This is a genomic window from Frigoribacterium sp. CFBP9030, from assembly GCF_034045195.1.
Taxonomy (GTDB): domain Bacteria; phylum Actinomycetota; class Actinomycetes; order Actinomycetales; family Microbacteriaceae; genus Frigoribacterium.
Genome location: NZ_JAXCWG010000009.1, coordinates 1 through 19,499, shown reverse-complemented (window position 1 = coordinate 19,499; position 19,499 = coordinate 1). Strand labels below are relative to the sequence as shown.

The 19,499-nt window shown below is 71.8% G+C and carries 22 protein-coding genes and 1 tRNA gene; 9 read left to right on the top strand and 14 right to left on the bottom strand.

What is annotated here, in order from left to right:
* Positions 1–17: 17 nt before the first annotated feature.
* The 5 genes from SOM13_RS10715 to SOM13_RS10695 all read right to left on the bottom strand — a co-directional run bounded on the left by SOM13_RS10715 (position 18) and on the right by SOM13_RS10695 (position 3,456).
* Positions 18–860, bottom strand: a complete 843-nt coding sequence (locus SOM13_RS10715; RefSeq protein ID WP_192060705.1) for a M56 family metallopeptidase — start codon at positions 858–860, stop codon at positions 18–20.
* A 50-nt stretch (positions 861–910) separates the two neighbouring features.
* Positions 911–1,291, bottom strand: a complete 381-nt coding sequence (locus SOM13_RS10710; protein WP_192060706.1) for a BlaI/MecI/CopY family transcriptional regulator — start codon at positions 1,289–1,291, stop codon at positions 911–913.
* A 63-nt stretch (positions 1,292–1,354) separates the two neighbouring features.
* The gene (locus SOM13_RS10705) at positions 1,355–2,236 is read right to left on the bottom strand and encodes a DsbA family protein (RefSeq protein WP_320479711.1); all 882 of its coding nucleotides are present in this window, start codon (positions 2,234–2,236) and stop codon (positions 1,355–1,357) included.
* Positions 2,237–2,424: 188 nt separating this feature from the next.
* Positions 2,425–2,988: a hypothetical protein gene (locus SOM13_RS10700; protein WP_192060708.1), complete on the bottom strand. Its 564-nt coding sequence runs from the start codon at positions 2,986–2,988 to the stop codon at positions 2,425–2,427.
* A gap of 87 nt (positions 2,989–3,075) precedes the next feature.
* The gene (locus tag SOM13_RS10695; protein ID WP_192060709.1) at positions 3,076–3,456 is read right to left on the bottom strand and encodes a winged helix-turn-helix transcriptional regulator; all 381 of its coding nucleotides are present in this window, start codon (positions 3,454–3,456) and stop codon (positions 3,076–3,078) included.
* A gap of 65 nt (positions 3,457–3,521) precedes the next feature.
* Here SOM13_RS10695 and SOM13_RS10690 point away from each other — a divergent pair, with 65 nt between their 5' ends.
* Complete coding sequence (locus tag SOM13_RS10690) at positions 3,522–4,370, top strand: SDR family oxidoreductase (RefSeq protein WP_320479710.1); 849 nt, start codon at positions 3,522–3,524, stop codon at positions 4,368–4,370.
* Between the two features lie 73 nt (positions 4,371–4,443).
* Positions 4,444–4,929 (top strand): GNAT family N-acetyltransferase, encoded by a 486-nt coding sequence (locus SOM13_RS10685; protein ID WP_192060711.1) that lies wholly within the window; start codon positions 4,444–4,446, stop codon positions 4,927–4,929.
* Between the two features lie 145 nt (positions 4,930–5,074).
* On the opposite strand, the gene SOM13_RS10680 is transcribed toward SOM13_RS10685, so the two are convergent.
* The 5 genes from SOM13_RS10680 to SOM13_RS10660 all read right to left on the bottom strand — a co-directional run bounded on the left by SOM13_RS10680 (position 5,075) and on the right by SOM13_RS10660 (position 8,331).
* A complete protein-coding gene (locus SOM13_RS10680; RefSeq protein WP_320479709.1) occupies positions 5,075–6,274 on the bottom strand; it encodes an MFS transporter in 1,200 nt (399 codons plus the stop codon).
* 63 nt (positions 6,275–6,337) lie between these two features.
* Positions 6,338–6,541 (bottom strand): ArsR/SmtB family transcription factor, encoded by a 204-nt coding sequence (locus SOM13_RS10675; RefSeq protein WP_192060881.1) that lies wholly within the window; start codon positions 6,539–6,541, stop codon positions 6,338–6,340.
* A 452-nt stretch (positions 6,542–6,993) separates the two neighbouring features.
* Positions 6,994–7,653 (bottom strand): HAD hydrolase-like protein, encoded by a 660-nt coding sequence (locus SOM13_RS10670; RefSeq protein ID WP_192060713.1) that lies wholly within the window; start codon positions 7,651–7,653, stop codon positions 6,994–6,996.
* A gap of 215 nt (positions 7,654–7,868) precedes the next feature.
* Positions 7,869–7,941 (bottom strand) — tRNA-Arg (locus SOM13_RS10665).
* A 99-nt stretch (positions 7,942–8,040) separates the two neighbouring features.
* Complete coding sequence (locus SOM13_RS10660) at positions 8,041–8,331, bottom strand: hypothetical protein (protein ID WP_320479708.1); 291 nt, start codon at positions 8,329–8,331, stop codon at positions 8,041–8,043.
* A 160-nt stretch (positions 8,332–8,491) separates the two neighbouring features.
* Between SOM13_RS10660 and SOM13_RS10655 the strand changes: the two genes are divergently transcribed.
* The gene (locus SOM13_RS10655) at positions 8,492–9,352 is read left to right on the top strand and encodes a phosphatase PAP2 family protein (protein WP_243214292.1); all 861 of its coding nucleotides are present in this window, start codon (positions 8,492–8,494) and stop codon (positions 9,350–9,352) included.
* Positions 9,353–9,564: 212 nt separating this feature from the next.
* Here the strand turns inward: SOM13_RS10655 and SOM13_RS10650 are convergent, their stop codons facing one another.
* Positions 9,565–10,767, bottom strand: a complete 1,203-nt coding sequence (locus SOM13_RS10650) for a VIT1/CCC1 family protein (RefSeq protein WP_320479707.1) — start codon at positions 10,765–10,767, stop codon at positions 9,565–9,567.
* A 277-nt stretch (positions 10,768–11,044) separates the two neighbouring features.
* On the opposite strand from SOM13_RS10650, the gene SOM13_RS10645 reads away from it, so the two are divergent.
* Positions 11,045–11,941 (top strand): DUF429 domain-containing protein, encoded by an 897-nt coding sequence (locus SOM13_RS10645; protein ID WP_320479706.1) that lies wholly within the window; start codon positions 11,045–11,047, stop codon positions 11,939–11,941.
* On the opposite strand, the gene SOM13_RS10640 is transcribed toward SOM13_RS10645, so the two are convergent.
* Both SOM13_RS10640 and SOM13_RS10635 read right to left on the bottom strand, forming a co-directional pair.
* A complete protein-coding gene (locus tag SOM13_RS10640) occupies positions 11,938–12,324 on the bottom strand; it encodes a YchJ family protein (protein WP_243216596.1) in 387 nt (128 codons plus the stop codon). The genes SOM13_RS10645 and SOM13_RS10640 overlap by 4 nt on opposite strands.
* Positions 12,325–12,418: 94 nt before the next feature.
* Positions 12,419–12,832 (bottom strand): VOC family protein, encoded by a 414-nt coding sequence (locus SOM13_RS10635; protein WP_320479705.1) that lies wholly within the window; start codon positions 12,830–12,832, stop codon positions 12,419–12,421.
* A gap of 145 nt (positions 12,833–12,977) precedes the next feature.
* Here SOM13_RS10635 and SOM13_RS10630 point away from each other — a divergent pair, with 145 nt between their 5' ends.
* The 5 genes from SOM13_RS10630 to SOM13_RS10610 all read left to right on the top strand — a co-directional run bounded on the left by SOM13_RS10630 (position 12,978) and on the right by SOM13_RS10610 (position 16,994).
* Positions 12,978–13,373, top strand: a complete 396-nt coding sequence (locus SOM13_RS10630; protein ID WP_192060720.1) for a hypothetical protein — start codon at positions 12,978–12,980, stop codon at positions 13,371–13,373.
* 64 nt (positions 13,374–13,437) lie between these two features.
* The gene (locus SOM13_RS10625) at positions 13,438–14,328 is read left to right on the top strand and encodes a metallophosphoesterase (protein WP_243216369.1); all 891 of its coding nucleotides are present in this window, start codon (positions 13,438–13,440) and stop codon (positions 14,326–14,328) included.
* A gap of 154 nt (positions 14,329–14,482) precedes the next feature.
* A complete protein-coding gene (locus SOM13_RS10620; RefSeq protein WP_320479704.1) occupies positions 14,483–15,499 on the top strand; it encodes an NAD-dependent epimerase/dehydratase family protein in 1,017 nt (338 codons plus the stop codon).
* 55 nt (positions 15,500–15,554) lie between these two features.
* Complete coding sequence (locus SOM13_RS10615; protein ID WP_320477923.1) at positions 15,555–16,457, top strand: aminotransferase class IV; 903 nt, start codon at positions 15,555–15,557, stop codon at positions 16,455–16,457.
* A gap of 285 nt (positions 16,458–16,742) precedes the next feature.
* Positions 16,743–16,994, top strand: coding sequence for a hypothetical protein (locus tag SOM13_RS10610; RefSeq protein ID WP_243216371.1), 252 nt, complete (start codon positions 16,743–16,745; stop codon positions 16,992–16,994).
* 237 nt (positions 16,995–17,231) lie between these two features.
* Here SOM13_RS10610 and glgX read toward each other — a convergent pair whose 3' ends face one another.
* Positions 17,232–19,280 carry a glycogen debranching protein GlgX gene (glgX, locus tag SOM13_RS10605; RefSeq protein WP_243216372.1) on the bottom strand — a complete coding sequence of 683 codons (2,049 nt, stop codon included), beginning with the start codon at positions 19,278–19,280 and terminating at the stop codon, positions 17,232–17,234.
* Between the last annotated feature and the right edge of the window lie 219 nt (positions 19,281–19,499).

Here is a 19,499-nt window from a genome sequence, read left to right as displayed (position 1 = left end):
GCCTCTGCTGACGTCGGTCAGCCGTGCACGCGCACTGCCAGCGGAGACCGCCGACGGGACGGTGAGTGCCGGTTGCTCGCCTCCACAAGGCGACGAGCGCGGAGCGACAACGACTCATCCCGGGCGAGGTGCGCCATCTTGACCAGCGCGTTGGCGGTGTGCACCGTTCCCAGGCGCCGCGCGGCCGCGTCGTCGGCGATGAGCTCGACGAGCATCCTGGTGGTGCGCTCCAGGTGCCGGGCTCCAGCCAGGCCCGGAGTGCACGCCCTGTTGAGCTGCGCGAGCTGCGCGATCACGCCGTGGTGCTGCCGCAGGTGCGTCCGCTCGTGCTCGACGACCGCCGCCAGCTCCATGGCGGTCAGAGCCCGCTCGAGCGCCGTCGTGACGAGCACCCGGTTGCTCGGGGCAGGGATGCTCATCGCGAAGGCGCGGTCGAAGGGCACGACGGTCACATCGACCCCTCCCACCCGTGTGCTCGGGTGGCAGGCCGCCACCAGCGCCATCTGCTGGTGCAAGGCCCGGTCCGTCGCCGCGAGCGGCTCGAAGCGCGTCGTGACGAGCGCCACCAGCCCCCCGACGGCGACGAGACCGCCCCAGCCGACCACGACCAGCACCGTCGACGCGAACCACCCACCCATCGGGTCCGACGAGGCTTCCCGAGAGAATGCGACCGCGGCCATCGAGTTGACGAGCCCGAGAGCAGCCGCCGCGATGCCGCCGAGGAACGCGGTGTACCAGGAGGCGAGCGCCAGCCGCGGCCAGCGGAACCGCCAGCGGCCGTGCGCCAGCACGAAAGGTGCACCGACGATCAGCACGAGCGACGCCCCGATGCAGGCGAGCACGATCAAGGCGACCGCCACCTAGATCACCCTGCCCGAGACGAGCTGGCCAGGGACCAGCCGTCCAGGGGTCAGTCGGCTTCGAGCGCCGCCCGCAGCGCCTCGACGTCGCGAGGATCGAGCTGCCCGGCGAAGCGCAGCAGCGCAGCGCTTCGGTCGCTGCTCGCCACGAGGGCGGAGACCATCGTGCTCGCAGCGGACTCCGACTCCGACTGTGCCGCCGAGAAGACGAATCCGCCGCCCGCAGCGGGTGCCTTGACGACGGACCCCTTCTTGTGGAGACGATCGAGGATCGTGAGCACGGTCGTGATCGCCGGGGTCGCGTCGAGCTCGAAGGTCGCCTGGACCTCTTTCGCCGAGGCAGGCGCGCCCGCACGCCAGAGGGCTCTCATGACCTCGTTCTCGAGCTCGCCGCGAGAACGCTTGGCGGGAGTGTCGGACTTGTCGGTCATCCCTCGACTCTATCCGGGCGACGGCTTCCCCGATGGTCACGACGGCCCGGGGTTCCGCGGACCTCACGGCGCCTCCGTGCCCGTCGCCCCACCCGACACCTGCGCCACGAACTGCGCGAACGCAGCGGCGTCGGTCGGCGAGCCCTGGTACTGCTGGCCGTTGACCAGCACGGTCGGCGTCGCGGACACCGCGGCGAGGTCGGAGTTCGGCACCGGGTCGTTCAGCGCGCGCTCCGTCGCGGAGGTGACCCACTCCGTGAACTCGCCGTCGGTGATGCAGGAGGCGACGGCAGGGTCGTCGACGCCGGCGCCCTCCACCAGCGTGACCAGCTCGTCGTTCGTCAGGCCGGTGGTGTTCTCGGTCGGCTGCTGGGCGAACAGGGCGGTGTTGACGTCGAGCGCAGTATCAGGCTGGTAGTTCGCGACGCAGGCCAGCACGTTCGCCGACCGGGTCGAGTACTTCGACCCGAGGCTCGCGTTGTCGAGGAACCCGAGGGGGTGGATCTCGAGCTCGGCCGCTCCCTCGCTCACCCAGGTCTCGAGCTGTTCGGCGTTCGTCGTGTCGAACTGACCGCAGAAGGGGCACATGTAATCGAGGTAGACGACGATGCTCGGCTTCTCGGTCGTGCCCGCCGCCGAGGGTGTCGGGGAGCCGTCGGCTGGCGTCGCGTCCGTCGTCACGGCCGATACGGTCGTGCCATCGCCCGACAGCAGGATGCCGTCACTCGCCATGTTCCGGGGGCCGGGGCCCGCCGGCACGAGGGACCTCGTGATCACGAGGGCGATGACGGCCAGCACCGCCAGCACGCCGACGATGAGACCGCCCTGAAGGGCCCACCTGTTGCGCCGACGGCGTCTGGCCTCGGCTTCACGGGTGATGCGGGCCTTCTCGCGGGCCGACTCCCGTCGTTCGCGTTTGGTTTCGGAGTTGTGTGTTGCGGACAAGATGACTCGTCTCGTTCTGGTCGGCACGGGGTGCCGGAGTTTCCAAAGTGCTCGTCCGGTCGCAGCGACGCAGACGGGCGCATGCCGGGACGTCGTCCACGGCGAGGATGCGCAAGAAGCTCTGCCGGCGTGTGAGCGACGGCAGAGCACACGACACGCGCTCTCGGCGCATCGTGCATCAGCTCGGATCAGGCGGCGAGCGGCGGTCCTCGAAGGGGCTGGGCAGGCGCCGCGGCGCGGAGCGCGTGGGGGATGATCCGTGCGACTCGCGGCACGAGGTGCCGGGCGATCCGCGGTGCGGTGGTCACCGCGATCCCCGTGGCGGAGATCACGATCAGCAAAACCCGGTCCGCCAGACCGATGGCAGCGCGGACGGCCCTCTCGCCGCGCCAGAGGCCGGCGACGGTCACCAGCCAAGCGGCAGCGTGCGCGATCCACATCACGCCGCCGTGGTGCATCGCCGGCATCGCCCCCGCTGCCATCGATGTGTCAGCCACGAGCACGAGAGTCTCGTGTGCGTGGTGCCCGCCGCCGGTGACGGCTACACGAGCAGCGCCTCCTCCCCCCAGGGAGAAGAGCAGGTGGAAAGCCGCCTGAGAGACGGCGACGACGATCGAGAGCCGGACGAGCGACGGGCCTCTTCCCGCTAGGGCGACACCCAGTGGCAACGAGAGGGCGATCGCGAGGACGACGCCGAGCACGCCAGGAGAGGAGCCGCCACCCGCGACGTGCGAGAACGCTGCCAGGGTCACTGCAACGAGGGTCGCCGATGAGCCACGCGCCAGGCGTCCCCATCTCGACTGCACTGTGGCCGCCTCCCGCTCGTTCCGGTTCTCAGCCTAGATGGCTGACGCCGCAGGTCGGTGGGAGTCCGCCGTCGCGGCGTCGTCGGTGTCCGCGACGGCGGGGACGGCCAGCGCCCAGGCGTTCATCGACTCGAGCACGGGTCGGAGCCCGAGCCCCGTCGGGGTCAGCTCGTAGACGACCCGCGGGGGGATCTCGGCGTAGACCGTCCTGGTGACGAGGCCCGACGTCTCGAACTTGCGGAGACGGTTCGTCAGAGTGTGCGCACTGATGCCCGGCAGCGACTCCTTCAGCTCGGAGAACCGGGCCGGCCCCTCGAGCAGATTCCGGACGATGAGGGTCGCCCAAGGGCCGTCGAGCAGGGTCAGGAACTTCGCGATGCCGCACTCGGGCCAGATATCCCCACAGAAAGCCATGAAAAAAGAGCTTAGGCCAATAGTGCAGTTGACGTAACCGATGCACTAGATGCACTAATGGGTCCATGACCTATCTCATCCACGGCGCCACGGGCGCCCAAGGCTCCCCCGTCGTCGCCGCGCTCACCAAGTCCGGCGCCTCCGTTGCCGCGGCTGTCCGCCACCCCTCCACCTACTCGGGAGACGGCACCGCCGTCGCCGTCGACCTCACCTCTGTCGCATCGCTGGCGGCCGCCTACGAGGGCGTGGACGGCGTCTTCGTCCACCTGCCGATCGGCACGAATGAGCAGCAGCTCGCTCACGCCCGCAACATCGTCGCCGCGGTCGACCGGGCACGTCCCGGCCGCGTCGTCGTCTCCACCAGCGGCTACCCGACCGAGGACGACGGCTCGGGCGCAAACCCCGTAGCCGCGCTGATCGATGGGCTCACGGCAACCGGCGTCTCGGTCGCGATCGTCGCGCCTCGCCTCTTCCTCGAGAACCTCCTGCTGCCTCCCGTCACGGCCGGCGTGGAGAAGGATGGCGTGCTCCGCTACCCGATCCGTCAGGACTACGCCGTGTCGTGGAGCTCGCACCTCGATGTCGCGGACGTCGCCGCACGGCTGCTCACCGACGCGTCCGTCGTCGGCGTGGTCGGAGTCGGCGCCCTTCCCGGTCTGGTCGGAGCGGATCTCGCCGCCGGCTTCGCAGCGCAGTCCGGTCGCGCCGTCCAGTTCGAGTCCCAGGAGCCGGACGACTTCGGGAGCCTGATCGAACCGCTCTTCGGCAAGGCCGGGTCCGACCCCGTGGTCGACTCGTACCGCTGGCGCGCCACGCAGGAGTCCGAGCTGATCGACCCGGCGACCAGCGCCCAGGAGCGTCTCGGTCTCAGCCCTCGCTCCGTCGAACAGTGGCTGGTCGATCTACAGGGCTGACGCTGGGTACGGTGGGGTGCCGGGCCTGCTGAATGATGGGATCACCGTGGACGACAGTTACACCCTCCGCCCGATGAGCGAGGCGGACCTTCCCACCGTGCTCTCGATCTACCAGCAGGGAATCGACGGAGGCGACGCGACCTTCGAGTCGGCTCCACCGACTCCGGAGCAGTTCGATGCTTCGAGGCTCGCAGAGCACCGGATCGTCGCGGCCTCCCGCTCCGGCCGCGTCGTCGGCTGGGCTGCTGTTTCACCGGTGTCTCCCCGGGCTGTCTACGGCGGCGTCGTCGAACACTCCGTGTACGTCGATGCCGCCGCCCGAGGCTTCGGAGTCGGGCGAGGGTTGCTCCGGGCCCTCGTGGAGTCGACTGAGGCAGCGGGCATCTGGACCTTGCAGGGAGTCGTGTTCCCCGAGAACACGGCCAGCCTCGCGCTCCACGCCGAGCTGGGGTTCCGGGTGGTCGGCCGGCGGGAGCGGATCGCCGCACCCCTGGCCGGGCCCCTCGTGGGACGTTGGCGAGACACGATCCTCATCGAACGTCGATCCCAGCTCACGTGACGGATTGTCGCCGGCCCAGGGGTTGCGGCCCTTGTTCGCCGTGGCCTGGGTCACCGGCCGAGGGTGCGCCCTGCCCCCAAGGGATGTCATGGCCTCGTCGTGATGAAGCGTGTGATGTGAGGGTGTGGTTCCAGGCCGGTCGACCTCAGGTCAGATGACTGTGGCGCCGTCTTGTGAGTGCGGGCGCGAGAACGGCGGCGACGAGGAAGAGGGTCGCGACGGGCCAGAGCGCCGGCAGCAGCCCGAACCCCTGGGCGAGCAGACCGATCAGAGGTGGCCCGATGAAGCTGGCGACGTACCCCACGCTCGCGACCAGAGCCACTCGTGCCGCGGGATCGTTCCCCTCGGCTGCAGCGGACATGCCGAGGGGGAAGCCCATGGAGACCCCGACTGACCAGAGGACCACGCCCACGACGAGCGTCACCGTGCCGAGGTCGAGGATGAACAGGACGACGCCCACCAGACCCAGGATCGAGGTCCAGCGGATCATGCTCGCCCGGCCGAATCGGTCGACCAGAGGTCCAGCGGCGACTCGCACCACCACTTGAGCTGCGGAGTAGATCGCGATCGCCAGTGCTGCGAAGGTCTCCGGTTGATCCAAGGCATCCCGCACGACGACACTGATCCATCCGTTGGCAGCCCCCTCACCGAACTCCGCGGCCAGCATCACGACCCCGATCGCCAGGAGCCGGCCATCGATCAAGCGAAGCAGTGGCATTCGCGACCGTCCTGGCCCCGGCGCTGGCCTCGACCGGCGGGTTCCGCGGCTGCCTGATGGAATAGCGCGCACGAGCAGGACTCCTGCAATCGCGATCAGGGCAGCTTGGGTGAGCAACTGGGTCTGAGGCGGGATGCCGAGAGCGGCGCAGGCAGCACCAACGCCCGAGCCGATCACGGCTCCTCCAGGCCAGGCAGCGTGCATGAGGGGCAGAAGCGACCGTCGAGACAATCGTTCGATGACTGCGCCGTCGATATTGATCAGCACATCCGTCGCACCGACACCGGCCCCGGCGATACCGAGCCCGAGGAGCAGCACTCCGACACTCCCCATCGCCACACCGAGGGCGACGGACACCACACCGATGGCCATCGTCATCGCCGTGACGAGGAGGGCGCGCCGCCCACCGACGCCGGAAAGTAATGTGCGTGAGGCGGCCAGCCCAGCCATGGACCCGAACGTCGTCGCTAAGAGAACGAACCCCAGCTCCGCGTCGGACAGGCCGAGATCCGAGCGGATCGCCGGCAACCGGGCCGCCCAGCTCGACAGCGTGAATCCACCCAACGCGAACGCACCGAGGATGGCGAACAGCCACCCCCGACGAGCCCTTGCTGCTGCCTCTGTCACTATGCCCCCAAATTTTACAACGTTGTAATCCTGAGCTTAGGGGACATGCGCGCTTCGCCTCAGTCAGCCCTGGTGCGCCTCGTCTGCATGCTCGACGGCGTCGTCGACGATGTGAGACACGTGCCGGTCTGCCACCGAGTAAATGGCTTCACGGCCGACGCGAGACAGCCACGCGGCCCGCAGGACCCTGAGGTGCTGCGACACGAGCGGCTGCGAGAGACCGGAGGCCTCGACGAGAGCGGTGACGCCCGACTCGCCCTCGCCGATGCCCCTTCAGGACGCTGTCGACCAGGGGGAGGCGCTGCTGCGGGACGCCGCCGAACGCACCCTTCGGCTCGTCCTGCTCGGTTCATCCATCTCAGCTCGACAGACGGATCGGGGTCGGCATCTGCAGAGCCTGTGAGCGACTCCGGCCAGGGGATGCAGGTTGCCGTGCGAGCCTGTTCATCAATAGGCCGGGTCCGACCCCGTGGTCGACTCGTACGCTGCCGCGCCACGCAGGAGTCCGAGCTGATCGACCCGGCGGCCAGCGCCCAGGAGCGCCTCGGTCTCAGCCCTCGCTCCGTCGAGCGATGGCTGGTCGACCTGCAGAGCTGACGCTCAGTTCGACGGCTGTCTCGCCGGCTTCACGTCGGGGCGTCGACGGCGGCGGCGTCGGGCACTCGATGCACGTCGACGCCGTCGCCCAGATTCCGGGTGGTGGCTCGGGGTCGGGGTCGCTAGGCGATCGGTCCACCCAGGACGAGGTCTCCCACGTCTCGAGGCGCGGCCGCCGTCAGCCGTGCGCCCGCGCGGCGGAGCTCCTCGGCGGTCCCGAAGCCGTAGAGCACCCCGATCACGTCGACACCGTTCTCCAGGGCGGCTTCCACATCGTGCTCGCGATCGCCGATCATCACGACCTGTCCCGGCGAAGCGCTTCTGGTCTGCAGCGCGCGACGGAGCGTGACGGCCTTGCCGACCACGTCGTCGGGAGCACGACCGTGCACCGTCGTGAAGGAGGAACGGAGCCCCGTCGTCTGCAAGGCGCCCTCGGCGAATTCCTGGATCTTGGCCGTCACCACGCCGAGCTGGACGCCGGCAGCGAGCAGACGTTCGAGGAGCTCGCCGATGCCCGGGTACGGACGGTACTGGGCGATCCCCCCGTCTGCGTAGTGATCACGGTAGTGCCCGACGGCCTCGGTCACGGCCGCCGCGTCGAACCCGTAGAGATCACGGAAGGAGTGCTCCAAGGGCGGGCCGACGAATCGACGCAGAGCCGCGGGGTCGGCCTCTACGACACCCATCCGGGCCAGAGCGTGGGCTGCAGCCTCCGTGATGCCCGAGCCCGGGTCGCAGAGGGTTCCGTCGATGTCGAAGAGGGCGATGTCGTAGTGCCGCATGTGTTCTCCTGACCTGTGGATCTAGGACGATACCCACCACTCGCCTCCGAACGAGAGCTGGCCGAGCTCTATCAGCGGGACGTGCAGGAGGGACGTGGTCGTCTCGCATCCGGCGGTCGCCTACGGCGCGCCAGCGACGCCGGGCCGCTGGGGGTTCGAGTCCCGGAAGGCGCACGAAAAAGGCGGCCCACGTAGTGGACCGCCTTTTTGTCGTGTGCGCCTGGAGGGACTCGAACCCCCAACCTTCTGATCCGTAGTCAGATGCTCTATCCGTTGAGCTACAGGCGCATTTCTCCGGCCGATTGGCCAGAGGAAACACTACACGAGGCAGGGCCTCCCCGCCAATCGGCCCGGAGGGCGCGGGTCAGGCCCCGCCGGAGGCGCGGGTCAGGGAGCGCGCGGACCCTCGGCGTCGTCGTTCCGCTCGCCGAGCAGCTCGTCGATGTCGTCGGCGTCGGCGGTGCCGGTCCGCTCGCGCATGTCGCCGGTCGCGTCGCGGCCGTTCACGTCGTCGGATCCGTCACCGGAGCCGGCGTCCGACCCGGGCGCGGGCGGGGCGTCGGCCGTGCCGCTGTTCTCCGACACCTCGACGGTGGGGGTGTCGTCGCGCTCGCCGAAGGTGCTGTCCTCGTCGGTGACGCCGCCCTGGTGCGGCTCGTTGCTGTTCGTCGTGCTCATGGATCCTCCTCGATCGGGTAGGTGACAGTCTCCACCTGCCCGACCCGCGCCTCCCAGGCTCACCGCAGACAGGCCGACGAACCTGGGAGTCCCTCGGCTTTCGGGTCATTCCGTGCCCCGTGGGAGGTTCCGCCCAGCGACCGTGTTGTTTCATTGGTCGGTGTCCGCTTACCCGACCGTCTCCGCACCCCCGGCTGTCCGCCGCCCGGGTGCCACTCGGTGGGCGGTCACCTCGGGCGTCGCAGCCGTCGCTCTCGTCGGCGTGTACATCGCGGCAGTGCTGACGCCGGCCGGCCAGCGGGTCGAAGACAGCATCCTCGCGTCGGTCGACGGCAACACGCTGCTGCAGTCCGGCGTCGCGCTCGATGCGATCTCGCCCACGGCCGTGCTCGCGATCCTCGTGCTCACCGTCGGCGTCTCGCTGCTGCGCCGCCGCCCGGGTGCCGCGATCCAGTCGGCAGCGCTGATCATCGGGGCGACCGTCACGTCTCAGCTGCTCAAGCAGTTCGTGCCCCGCCCCGACCTGACCGGCGAGCTCTACAGCAACAGCTTCCCGAGCGGGCACGCGACCATCGCCGTCGCCGGTCTGCTCGCGGTGATGACGGCGTTCGGCCGTCACCTGCGGCCCTTGCTCTTCGTGGTCGGCACGGCGTTCGCGGCGATCGTCGCCGAGCAGACGGTCGCCTACGGCTGGCACCGCTGCAGCGACGTGGTCGGCTCGTGCGCCGTGGCGCTGCTCTGGCTCGGGATCGTCCGGTTCGCCGCGAGCCGCTGGTCTCGCGCCGCGACGACGGTCGACCAGGTCGGCGCGAAGTCGCACGCGGTGACCTCGAGCATCATCGGTCTGGCGGTCGTGGTGTGCCTCGCGACCTCGGGGGCGGTCTGGGGCATCGGCATCGGCAGCGACATGAGCCTCTCGGGGTCGACCGGGTACGGGGTGCTCGACGGCGCCCGCCTGGCCGCGGCGGGCGTGGTGCTCGTCACGGCCTGGATCGCCTGGAAGCTCGACCGCCGAGCCTGACCGCCCAGGAGGCGGCGCAAGCGGTGCGGCGGGTCGGTGTCCTCCGCGGCGGGTCAGCGCTGACCCGCCGCGAGTGACACGAACCCGCCGAAGCCATTACGCACCAGAACGTAATAGCTCGCGCGGGTTGGGGGTGCCCGCCGAAGCGGCTGCGCATCGAAACGTAATAGCTAGCGCGGGTTGCGGGGACCCGCCGCGGGTCGCCGTCGGGCTCAGCTCCCGCCGGTCCCGAACAGCAGCCCGAGCGCATACGTCACCGCGGCCGCGCCGAAGCCGATCACGAGCTGCCGCAGGGCACGGCGCAGCGGACTCGCACCCGACAGCAACCCGACGACGGCGCCCGTGCCGAGCAGCGCGATGCCGACGAGCACCGCGGCGACGACGACGGCGGTGAGTCCCTCGAGGCCGAACAGGTAGGGCAGCACGGCGATGATCGCGCCCGATGCGAAGAAGCAGAAGCTCGAGCCTGCGGCTCCGAACGCGGTGCCCAGAGCGTCCCGGTCGTCGTCGGGAGCGGAGACCGGACCAGCCGCATCACCGCGCGCGTCGCCGGCCTCGACATCGCCGCCGGCCCGCAGGTCGCGCACCGCACCTCCTCGTGAGCCGGAGTCGTCCGGACCACCGAAGGGCGCCTCCCCCTGGTCCGTCCCGCCGAGCACGGCGCGGGCCCGCGCATCGGCGTCGACCGCCGACATCCCGCGCGCGCGGAACACCAGCGCCAACTCGTTCGCGTCGACGTCGAGGTCGGCGAGCACTCCGCGGGTCGCGGGGTCGGGGGTCGACGCATCGAGCAGTTCGCGTTGCGACCGCACCGAGACGTACTCCCCCGCGCCCATCGAGAGCGCCCCGGCGAGCAGCCCCGACAGGCCGGTCAGCAGCACGACACGGTTCGACACCCCCGTCGCGCTGATGCCGAGCACGAGGGCCAGGTTGCTGACGAGTCCGTCGTTGGCGCCGAAGACCGCCGCCCGGAACGACCCCGAGAGCCGCATCCGCCCGCGCTCGGCCAGAGCGCGCACCACCTCGCCGTGGATCCGCTCGTCGGCCGCCATCGCGTCGGTCGCGTCGACGTCGGTCGCGTACGGCGAGCGGGCCTCGGCGCTCTGCACCAGGGCGAGCACGAAGATCGACCCGAACCGCCGGGCCAGCAGGCCGAGCACGCGCGTGCGCACGTCGGTGCGCGCGGGGCGCCCGACCCGGTCGCCGAGCAGCGTGAGCCAGTGCTGGGCGTGACGGGCCTCCGCGTCGGCGAGTGCGAGCAGGATGTCGCGCTCTTCGCCCGTGCGGCGTCGGGCGAGGTCGCGGTAGGTGCTCTCCTCGGCGCGCTCGTCGGCGAGGAACCGGCGCCACCGCCGCAGATCGGCGGGCGTTGGCGCGGGCGCGGCGGCGACGGGGCCGCCCGGTGTGCTCGACATGCCCCCAGTATCGGTGCTCGCGGGCGGCCCGTGCGGCGTGGGGGCGGGCGCGGCGGACGGGTTCGGCGGGCGGGTTCGGCGCGGCGGCGGGCGGGTTCGGCGCGGCGGGGGCGGGTTCGGCGGGTTCCCGTCATCCGTGGCGGGTCAGCGCTGACCCGCCGCCGAGGACCGGAACCCGCCGAAGCACCCGGCGAGCACGGGAACCCGCCGAACCACCCGGCTAGCACCGAAACCCACCGGAGCCCGGAGCCGAGGAGGCGCGGGTAGCCTCCCCGACGTGACCTCACCCCGCTTCGTCGGCATCGACCTCGCCTGGCGCGACTCGACCCCGGCGCGACCCGCGAACGAGACCGGTCTCGCCGTGATCGACGCCGACGGCACGGTGCTCGACGCCGGCTGGGCGCGCGGCGTCGACGAGGTCGTCGAGTGGATCGGCGCCTGGGCGACCCCGGGCTCGTCGATCGCGATCGACGCCCCGGTGCTCGTGCCGAACGCGACGGGCATGCGACCGAGCGAGCGGGAGGTGGCGCGCGCCTACGGTCGCTGGCACGTCGCGGCCAACGCGAGCAGCGCCTCCTTGGCGTGGCTGGGCGGTCGCACCCTCGGCGAGCGCCTCGAGTCGGCGGGGATGGTCTACGACGACGGCGTGGCCGAGGTGCCGGCCGATCGGTCGTCGTACTTCGAGTGCTACCCGTACACGACGCTGGTCGGCATGTCCGAGCTGGGCTACGAGACCCGGCGGCCGCGCTACAAGCGACCCGACACGACGCTGCCGCTCGCCGATCGCCGGGCCGCGCGGGCCGCGGTCTGCGACGACCTGATCGCCCGCATGAGTGCCCTGGACTCGGCCACCCCACCGCTGTCGCTCGCGTCGCACACGGTGTCGCGCCTCCTCGTCGACGAGCCCTCGCCGCTCGTGGACCGGGCCTACAAGCACCGGGAGGACCTCCTCGATGCGCTGCTCTGCGCCTGGACGGCGTCGATCAGGGTGCGGACGCCCGAGCGGCTGCAGGTGCTCGGCAGCGCGACGGAACCCGACGAGCGAGGGAGGCGCGCGACGCTCCTCGCGCCGGCCCGCGACTCGCAGCGGCTGGCTCCCGCGCCGCGGGCTCTCGGCCGCCCGGAGACGTCGGGCCGCACGCCCGGCGCCCCGGCCCGAGGCGCACCGGCCTAGGAGACGTCGCCGTCGAGGTACAGCCAGCGCCGATCGCGGTCGCGCACGAACCGGCTCGCCTCGTGCTGCACGTGCACCTCGCCGTCGGTCTTCGAGTGCGCCTCGAACTCGACGACGCCCGTGTCGTCGAACGGACCGCCGCGCTCGGTGCGCACGATGTCGAGCCGGAACCAGCGGGTGCCGGCCTCGACCTCGAGCGCGGTCGGCCGGGACGACGGGTGCCAGGTGGCGGCGAGGTAGGGGGCGTCGCGCAGCGAGTAGGCGGTGTAGCGCGAGCGCATCAGACGCTCGGCGGTCGGCGCCGCGGCACCGCGGTGCAGGGGGCCGCAGCAGTCGCCGTAGACGTCTCCGCTCAGGCAGGGGCAGCGGGCGGTGTCATCCATCCCGCCATTCTCGCCGGTCGGCGCCGGCGGCGGCGGGCGGCGCCGGCAGCGGCGGGCGGCGGCAGTGGTCGGCGCCGGCAGCGGCGGGCGGCGTTCAGGCGGCCTCGCCGGCGATGTTGACCATCCAGTGGATGCCGTACCGGTCGGTGACCATGCCGAAGCTGTCGCCCCAGGGGGCCTTCTCGAGCGGGACGCCGACGGCGCCGCCCTCCGAGAGCCCGGCGAAGTAGGCCGTGAGCTCGTCGGCGTCGTCGCCGGACAGCGACAGCGAGATGGAGTTCTCGCTCTCGAGGGGGATGTCGTCGGGGCGGTCGGAGGCCATCAGCAGCATGCCGTTCGCCGCGATGAGCTGGCCGTGCATGAGGCGGTCCTTCTCGGCCGGGCCGCCCACGCCGAACTCGCCGAAGGTGCTGACCGTGCACTCACCGCCGAACACCGAGCGGTAGAAGTCGAGCGCCTCGCGCGCCGTGTCGCGGAAGGCCAGGTACGGGGTGAGCTGGGTGGGCATCATCGCTCCTCTTCGTCGGTGACGGCAGCATGGCACCGGTCGACCGCCGACGGAACCCCTTGCGGCGTCCCCATCCGCGACTCCCGTCCGGGGGCGACCCGAACTGGGCCTCGTCGGGCTCGGCGCCGGGTGGCACAGTGACACGATGAGCACCTCGCCCGGCGACGGCCCGCACGCCGTGCACGACGCCGAGCTCGTGTTCGCGCACGTGCGCGCGGTGGTCGGCGACCGGGCCACCCGCCAGGCGTCGCCCCGGCTGTCGGCACGACTGACGGCGCGGGCGCTGCGACGCGCCGGGTTCCACCACGTGACCGGCGAGCGGCTCACCGCCGGTGATCTGCGCCGCGACCGCACCCAGTTCTTCGACCGCAGCGAGACGGTGCTCGTCGAGGTGCTCGCGCTGCCGCGCTGGTTCTACGGCCTGTACGTCGAGCCGAACACCCCGACCTGCACGCAGTGGGCCGAGGTGACAGCCGTGCTCGACGAGCTCGGCCGCCGCGTCGACGCCCGCCTCGCCCCGGCCGACGACTTCGCCCACTGACCCCGCTCGCCCGCGGCGCGGCCCGGCGCGATCGGATGTCGGCGGCCGTCTCTACGCTGACCTCATGCAGCCACTCGCGCCGGGGGCCCTCCGCCTCGTCCATGTCAGCGACTCCCACCTGACCGGCGACGGCACCCTGCACCAGGGCGTCGTCGACACCACCGCGGCGCTCGACCGGGTGCTGACCGAGGCGGGGCGGGTCGAGGGGGTGCGACTGCTCGTCGGGTCGGGCGACCTGTCCGACGACGGCAGCAGCGCCTCCTACCGTCAGCTGCGCGGTCGGCTCGACGCCTGGGCGGCGCCACGGGGTGCGGCCGTCGCGCTGGTGCCCGGCAACCACGATCTGCGGGCGGGCTTCGCCGAGGTGTTCGGCGGAGACCCCGATGCGCCGCTCGACCGCGTCGTCGAGGTCGACGGCTGGCGCGTGATCGGGCTCGACACCTCCGTGCCGGGCGCCGGCTACGGCGACCTCCGCCCGCGCCAGCTCGATCTGCTGCGCGATCTGCTCGCGACCCCCGCCGCGCGGGGCACCGTCCTGGTGCTGCACCACCCGCCGCTGCCCGCACCGACCACGCTGCACGAGGCCCTGGCCCTCCGCGCTCCGGAGGCGCTGGCTGCGGTCATCGACGGAACCGACGTCAGGGTCGTGCTCGCCGGCCATTACCACCACCACATCGTCGGCGACCTCGCCGGCGTGCCCGTCATCGTGGCCCCCGGGGTCGCCAACGACACCGACGTCGCGGCGCCGGAGGGCACGGAGCGCGCCGTGCGCGGGTCGGGCTTCGTCGTCGTGGACATCGAGCCCATGGACGTCGAGCCCGGCGGCGGGCACGTCGGCGGCGTCCGATCGACGGTCGTGCGGGTGTACGACGCCCACGACGGCGACGAGGTCTTCTCACTCGATCGCGACACGGTCGAGCGGATCGCCGCGGAGGCCGGGCCGCCGCGCGACTGACCCGAGCCGCGCGACTGACACGAGCCGCATGACGATGACGACCGGAGGGCCTGCGGGCGGGCCCGGCACCCCGGCCGTCCAGCCCGGAGGCGTACGCTCGCAGCACACGCGGGCAGCGCCCGCACCCCTTGTCGCACAACCAGGAGGAGCCCGCATGCGCGTGGTCGTCGTCGGAGCCACGGGCAATCTGGGCACGGCCCTCCTCAGGCGCCTGCAGGCCGAGCCCCGCGTGACCGAGCTCGCCGGTGTCGCACGCCGCGGGCCGCGTTCGGCCTCGCCGCCCTACGGCGACGTCACCTGGTTCGGCATCGACATCGGCGACGACGCCGCCCCCGAGCAGCTCGCCGCCGCGTTCGCCGGGGCCGACGCCGTCGTCCACCTCGGGTGGGCGCTGCAACCCAGCCACGATCGCGACGCCATGTACCGGACCAACGTGACCGGCACCTCCCACGTCCTCGACGCCGTCGTGCGCGCCCGGGTTCCGCACGTGCTGATCGCCAGCTCGGTCGGCGCCTACAGCCGCGGCCCCAAGGGGCGCCGGGTCGACGAGTCGTACAAGACGCGCGGCGTGCGGCACTCGAGCTACTCGTCGTACAAGGCGACGAACGAGAGCGTGCTCGACGGGTTCTCGCGGCAGCACCCCGACGTCGTCGTGACGCGGATGCGCCCCGGGCTGGTGTTCCAGGCCGCGGCGGCGCGCGAGATCGTCGGGCTCTTCGCCGGGCGCTGGGTGCCGACCACCTGGCTCAGCCGGTTCCGACCGCCGTTCCTGCCGTTGTCGCCCCGCTTCGTCTCGCAGGTGGTGCACGCCGACGACGTCGCCGACGCCTTCTGGCGCGCCATCGACCGGCAGGCCGGGGGCGCGTTCAACCTCGCCGCCGAGCCCCTCGTCGACTCGTACTCGATCGCCGAGGCGTTCGGCAGCCGCGTCGTGCCCGTGCCCTACCGGGTGCTCCGCACCGCCGCGCTCGTGACCTGGCTGCTGCGCCTCCAGCCGACCGAGCCCGGCTGGCTCGACATCGCCGCGAAGATCCCGGCGATGTCGACCGAGAAGGCCCGTCGCGAGCTGGGCTGGGCTCCGACCCGCACGGCCGACGAGACCCTGCGCGAGTTCGTCGGCGGACTTGCCGCCGGCACATCGAACGAGGCGTCGCACCCCCTCAGCGGCTGACCCGCGCCTCCGCCGCCACCACCAGCACCACCGCCGCCGACCGAGGAGAACCGCCGTGTCCGACCTGCCCCCCGCCTCCCTCGTCGTCGTCGACCGGCCGATGCGGGGCACGCCGCCCCGGGGCCCCGGCGACGTCGGCTTCCGGCTCGTCGACCCCGACAGCATGACGATCCACGTCACCGACCTCGGGGTCACCCGAGGCGACGGCGTCTTCGAGGGCCTGGGCGTCGTCGACGGGGCGGTGCAGGCGCTCGAGCCGCACCTCCTGCGCCTGGCGCGGTCGGCCGCCATGCTCGATCTCCCCGAGCTCGACCTCGATGTCTTCCGCGCCGCGTGCCTCGCCTCGGCCGCCGCGCACGAGCCGGCTCCGTTCCTGCTGCAGAAGCTCGCGGTCACCCGGGGCATCGAAGGCGGCGACGGCACCCCCACCGCCTGGGTGCGGACCGCCGTGATGGACGACCCCGCGCCCGAGCGCCGACAGGGCATCTCGGTGGTCTCGCTCGACCGCGGTTACCGGCACGACGTGGCCGAGACCTCGCCGTGGCTGCTGCAGGGGGCCAAGACGCTGTCGTACGCCGTCAACAAGAGCGTGCTGCGCGAGGCCGCCCGGCGCGGTGCCGACGACGTCCTCTTCGTCAGCAGCGACGGCTACGCGCTCGAGGGTCCGTCCGCCTCGCTGATCGCCCGCTTCGGCGACCGGTACGTGACGCCGCGCACCGACCAGGGGATCCTCGCCGGCACGACCCAGGCGGCCGCGTTCGACGCACTCGGACGACGCGGAGTGACCGTCGAGTACGCGCTGCTGACGCTCGAGCAGGTGCGTCGGGCCGACGCGCTCTGGCTGGTCTCCAGCGGTCGGCAGATCGCGCCCCTCACGTCGCTCGACGGCGTCGCGCGGGTCGTCGACCACGACGAGACCGAGCGCCTCGGCGAGGCCCTCGTCGGGCGGCGGAGCTGACGCGGGCCCGCCCCTTCGGCACCGGCGGAGACAGCCGACGAACCCCGTTGTCCATGATGCGAACGGACTCCGTCGGCGACTGGACGACCCTCGGAGCCGGTGCGAGAGTGACGGTGCACCGGTTCACGGCGGTGCGACACCAGTTCCCCTCACGGTGACCACAGGGACACCAGAAATGAGTTGAACCATGATCTCCACCCCCGATTCGATCTCCTCCCCCGCCGTCCTCGACCTGGCCGAGACCCAGCCGCTCGACCTGGCCGCCCTCTTCGCGGCGGACGCCCGATGAGCGCCGCATCCCTCGAGCGCCTCTCACACGAGGCGCTGGTCGCGCACATCCGCAGCCGCGTCGACACCTCGAGCGACAGCTTCTACCGCCGCGAGGTCGGCGTCTCGGCCGTGCGCATCACCGCGTACCCGAAGCGACGCCGCGCCTCCACCGCGCTCGCCTCGCAGCCCGAGACGCCCGCCGCCTCGAGCGAGCCCACCTACGCCGACTTCCTGCGCGGCACCCGGTCGGAGCTCGCCTCCGCCTGACCCCGCACGACACGAAGGGCCCGTTCCGCCGACCGGCGGCGCGGGCCCTTCTGCGTGTCGGCCTCCGACGTCGCTGCGACCGCCCTCTGCGGCCGGACCGCGCCTCCTGAACCGCAGGGTCGCGACATGCGGGCGGCACCGGCACCGCGCCTCCTGAACCGCCGGGTCGCGACGTGCCGGCGGCGCCGGCACCGCGCCTCCTGACCGGCGGCCGAGGAGGCGCGGTGCGGCACGTGCCTAGGAGGCGCGGCTCCGCAGCAGGGTGAAGCTCGCGTCGCGGACGAGCAGCGTCGTGACGGCACCCTCGACCTGCTGGCCGGGGTCGCTCGACAGCGCGAGCTCCCACTCGCCGTGGGGCGCGTCGGGCACGTTGAACTCGACGACGGCCGTCGAGCCGTTGACGAGGTAGGCGAACGCGTCGGCGTCCTTGTGGGTCAGCACGAACGTGATCGCCTTGTTCTCGCCCTGCTGCCAGTCGCCGCTCGTGAACGAGTGGTCGTCGGCGCGACGCACCTGCACGTGGTCGTCGCTCTCGACCTCGGGGGCGTATCGGAACCAGTCGGGGCGGAGGGCCGGGTTCTCGCGACGGAGCGTGATGAGCTCGGTCGTGAAGGCGAGCAGGTCGCGGTCGGCGCGCTCCCAGTCGAACCACGAGATCTCGCTGTCCTGGCAGTAGGCGTTGTTGTTGCCGCCCTGGCTGCGGGCGATCTCGTCACCGCCGAGGATCATCGGGACCCCGGCGCTGACCAGCAGCGTGCCGAGGAAGTTGCGGCGCTGACGGTCGCGGTACTCGTTCACCGCGGGGTCGTCGGTCGGGCCCTCGGCGCCGCCGTTGAACGACTTGTTGTCGCTCTCGCCGTCCTGGCTGTCCTCGCCGTTCTCCTCGTTGTGCTTCTCGGCGTAGCTCGTCAGGTCGGCGAGCGTGAAGCCGTCGTGCGCGGTGACGAAGTTGACGCTCGACAGCGGCGACCGGCGGTCGGCCTCGTAGACGTCGGGGCTGCCGAGCACGCGGTCGGAGAACGTCGACAGCACGCCGGGCTCGCCGTTCCAGAACTCGCGGACGTCGTCGCGGAACTTACCGTTCCACTCCGACCAGTCGGCCGGGAACCCGCCCACCTGGTAGCCGGCGGTGTCCCACGGCTCGGCGATCATCTTGACGCTTCGCAGCACCGGGTCCTGGTGGATCAGCGTCAGGAACGCGCTGTGCTCGCTGGCCTCGCCGCCCTGACGGGTCAGCGTCGTCGCGAGATCGAAGCGGAAGCCGTCGACGTGCATCTCGGTGACCCAGTAGCGCAGGCTGTCCATGATCAGACCGAGTGCGGCGGGGTGGCTGACGTTCAGGCTGTTGCCGGTGCCGGTGGTGTCGAAGTAGTTGCCCTCGTCGCCCTCGACCAGGCGGTAGTAGGCGGCGTTGTCGATGCCCTTGAACGAGATGGTCGGGCCCATGTGGTTGCCCTCGGCGGTGTGGTTGTAGACGACGTCCATCCACACCTCGAGACCGGCCGCGTGCAGGTCCTTGACCATCTGCTTGAACTCCGCCACCTGACCGCCGCGGGTGCCGGCGGCCTTCGAGGCGTACTCGTCGTGCGGGGCGAAGAATCCGATGGAGTTGTAGCCCCAGTAGTTGCGGAGGCCCTTCTCCTCGAGGTGGCTGTCCTGCACGAACTGGTGCGTCGGCAGCAGCTCGACCGCGGTGACGCCGAGGTCGGTGAAGTGCTTGATCGCGGCCGGGTGACCCATGCCGGCGTAGGTGCCGCGGATCTCCTCGGGCACGTCGGGGTGCTGCTTCGTGAAGCCCTTGACGTGGACCTCGTAGACGACGGTGTCCTCCATCGGCGTCAGCGGGCGCTCGTCGTCGCCCCAGTCGAAGTCGCGGTCGGCGATGACGTTGCGCGGCATGGCGGGTGCCGAGTCGGTGTCGTCGCGCGTCTCGGGCTCGTTCATGTCGTGGCCGAAGACGGCCTGACCCCAGTCGAACGTGCCGTCGAGGGCGGTCGCGTAAGGGTCGAGCAGCAGCTTGTTCTCGTTGTGGCGGACGCCGTTCGCAGGGTCCCAGGGGCCTGCGACACGGAGGCCGTAGCGCGAGCCGACCCGCGCCTCCTCGACCACGGTGTGGAAGACGTGACCGGTTCGGTTCTCGAGCTCGGTGCGGTGCTCGGCGCCGTCGTCGTCGAAGAGGCAGAACCAGATGCGGTCGGCGGTCTCGGAGTACACGGCGACGTGCGCGCCGCCGTCGGGCAGCGGGGTGACGCCGAGGGGGTAGGGCAGGGAGCGGGGATCGGTCATTGATCCAGATGTACAGCAGCGGCGCGCGCGAGGGCCAAGCTGAGCGGTCGGGCCGCCCGCCGTACCCCGCGCTGCCCTGCCGCCCCGGCCCGCTCCTGCGCCTGCGCCGCCCCGCCCCGGCCCGCGCCGGACCGCCGTCGAGCCGCGACCCGTACGGTGGCAGAGGTGAACAGCTCGCAGCACACCATCTGGTGGCACGTCTACCCGCTCGGCTTCGCA

Coding starts and splice junctions, on each gene's coding strand:
- SOM13_RS10710 (WP_192060706.1), bottom strand. CDS start 1,291: ATGACCGACAAGTCCGACACTCCCGCCAAGCGTTCTCGCGGCGAGCTC.
- SOM13_RS10695 (WP_192060709.1), bottom strand. CDS start 3,456: ATGGCTTTCTGTGGGGATATCTGGCCCGAGTGCGGCATCGCGAAGTTC.
- SOM13_RS10690 (WP_320479710.1), top strand. CDS start 3,522: ATGACCTATCTCATCCACGGCGCCACGGGCGCCCAAGGCTCCCCCGTC.
- SOM13_RS10685 (WP_192060711.1), top strand. CDS start 4,444: ATGAGCGAGGCGGACCTTCCCACCGTGCTCTCGATCTACCAGCAGGGA.
- SOM13_RS10670 (WP_192060713.1), bottom strand. CDS start 7,653: ATGCGGCACTACGACATCGCCCTCTTCGACATCGACGGAACCCTCTGC.
- SOM13_RS10660 (WP_320479708.1), bottom strand. CDS start 8,331: ATGAGCACGACGAACAGCAACGAGCCGCACCAGGGCGGCGTCACCGAC.
- SOM13_RS10650 (WP_320479707.1), bottom strand. CDS start 10,767: ATGTCGAGCACACCGGGCGGCCCCGTCGCCGCCGCGCCCGCGCCAACG.
- SOM13_RS10640 (WP_243216596.1), bottom strand. CDS start 12,324: ATGGATGACACCGCCCGCTGCCCCTGCCTGAGCGGAGACGTCTACGGC.
- SOM13_RS10635 (WP_320479705.1), bottom strand. CDS start 12,832: ATGCCCACCCAGCTCACCCCGTACCTGGCCTTCCGCGACACGGCGCGC.
- SOM13_RS10630 (WP_192060720.1), top strand. CDS start 12,978: ATGAGCACCTCGCCCGGCGACGGCCCGCACGCCGTGCACGACGCCGAG.
- SOM13_RS10625 (WP_243216369.1), top strand. CDS start 13,438: ATGCAGCCACTCGCGCCGGGGGCCCTCCGCCTCGTCCATGTCAGCGAC.
- SOM13_RS10620 (WP_320479704.1), top strand. CDS start 14,483: ATGCGCGTGGTCGTCGTCGGAGCCACGGGCAATCTGGGCACGGCCCTC.
- SOM13_RS10610 (WP_243216371.1), top strand. CDS start 16,743: ATGAGCGCCGCATCCCTCGAGCGCCTCTCACACGAGGCGCTGGTCGCG.
- glgX (WP_243216372.1), bottom strand. CDS start 19,280: ATGACCGATCCCCGCTCCCTGCCCTACCCCCTCGGCGTCACCCCGCTG.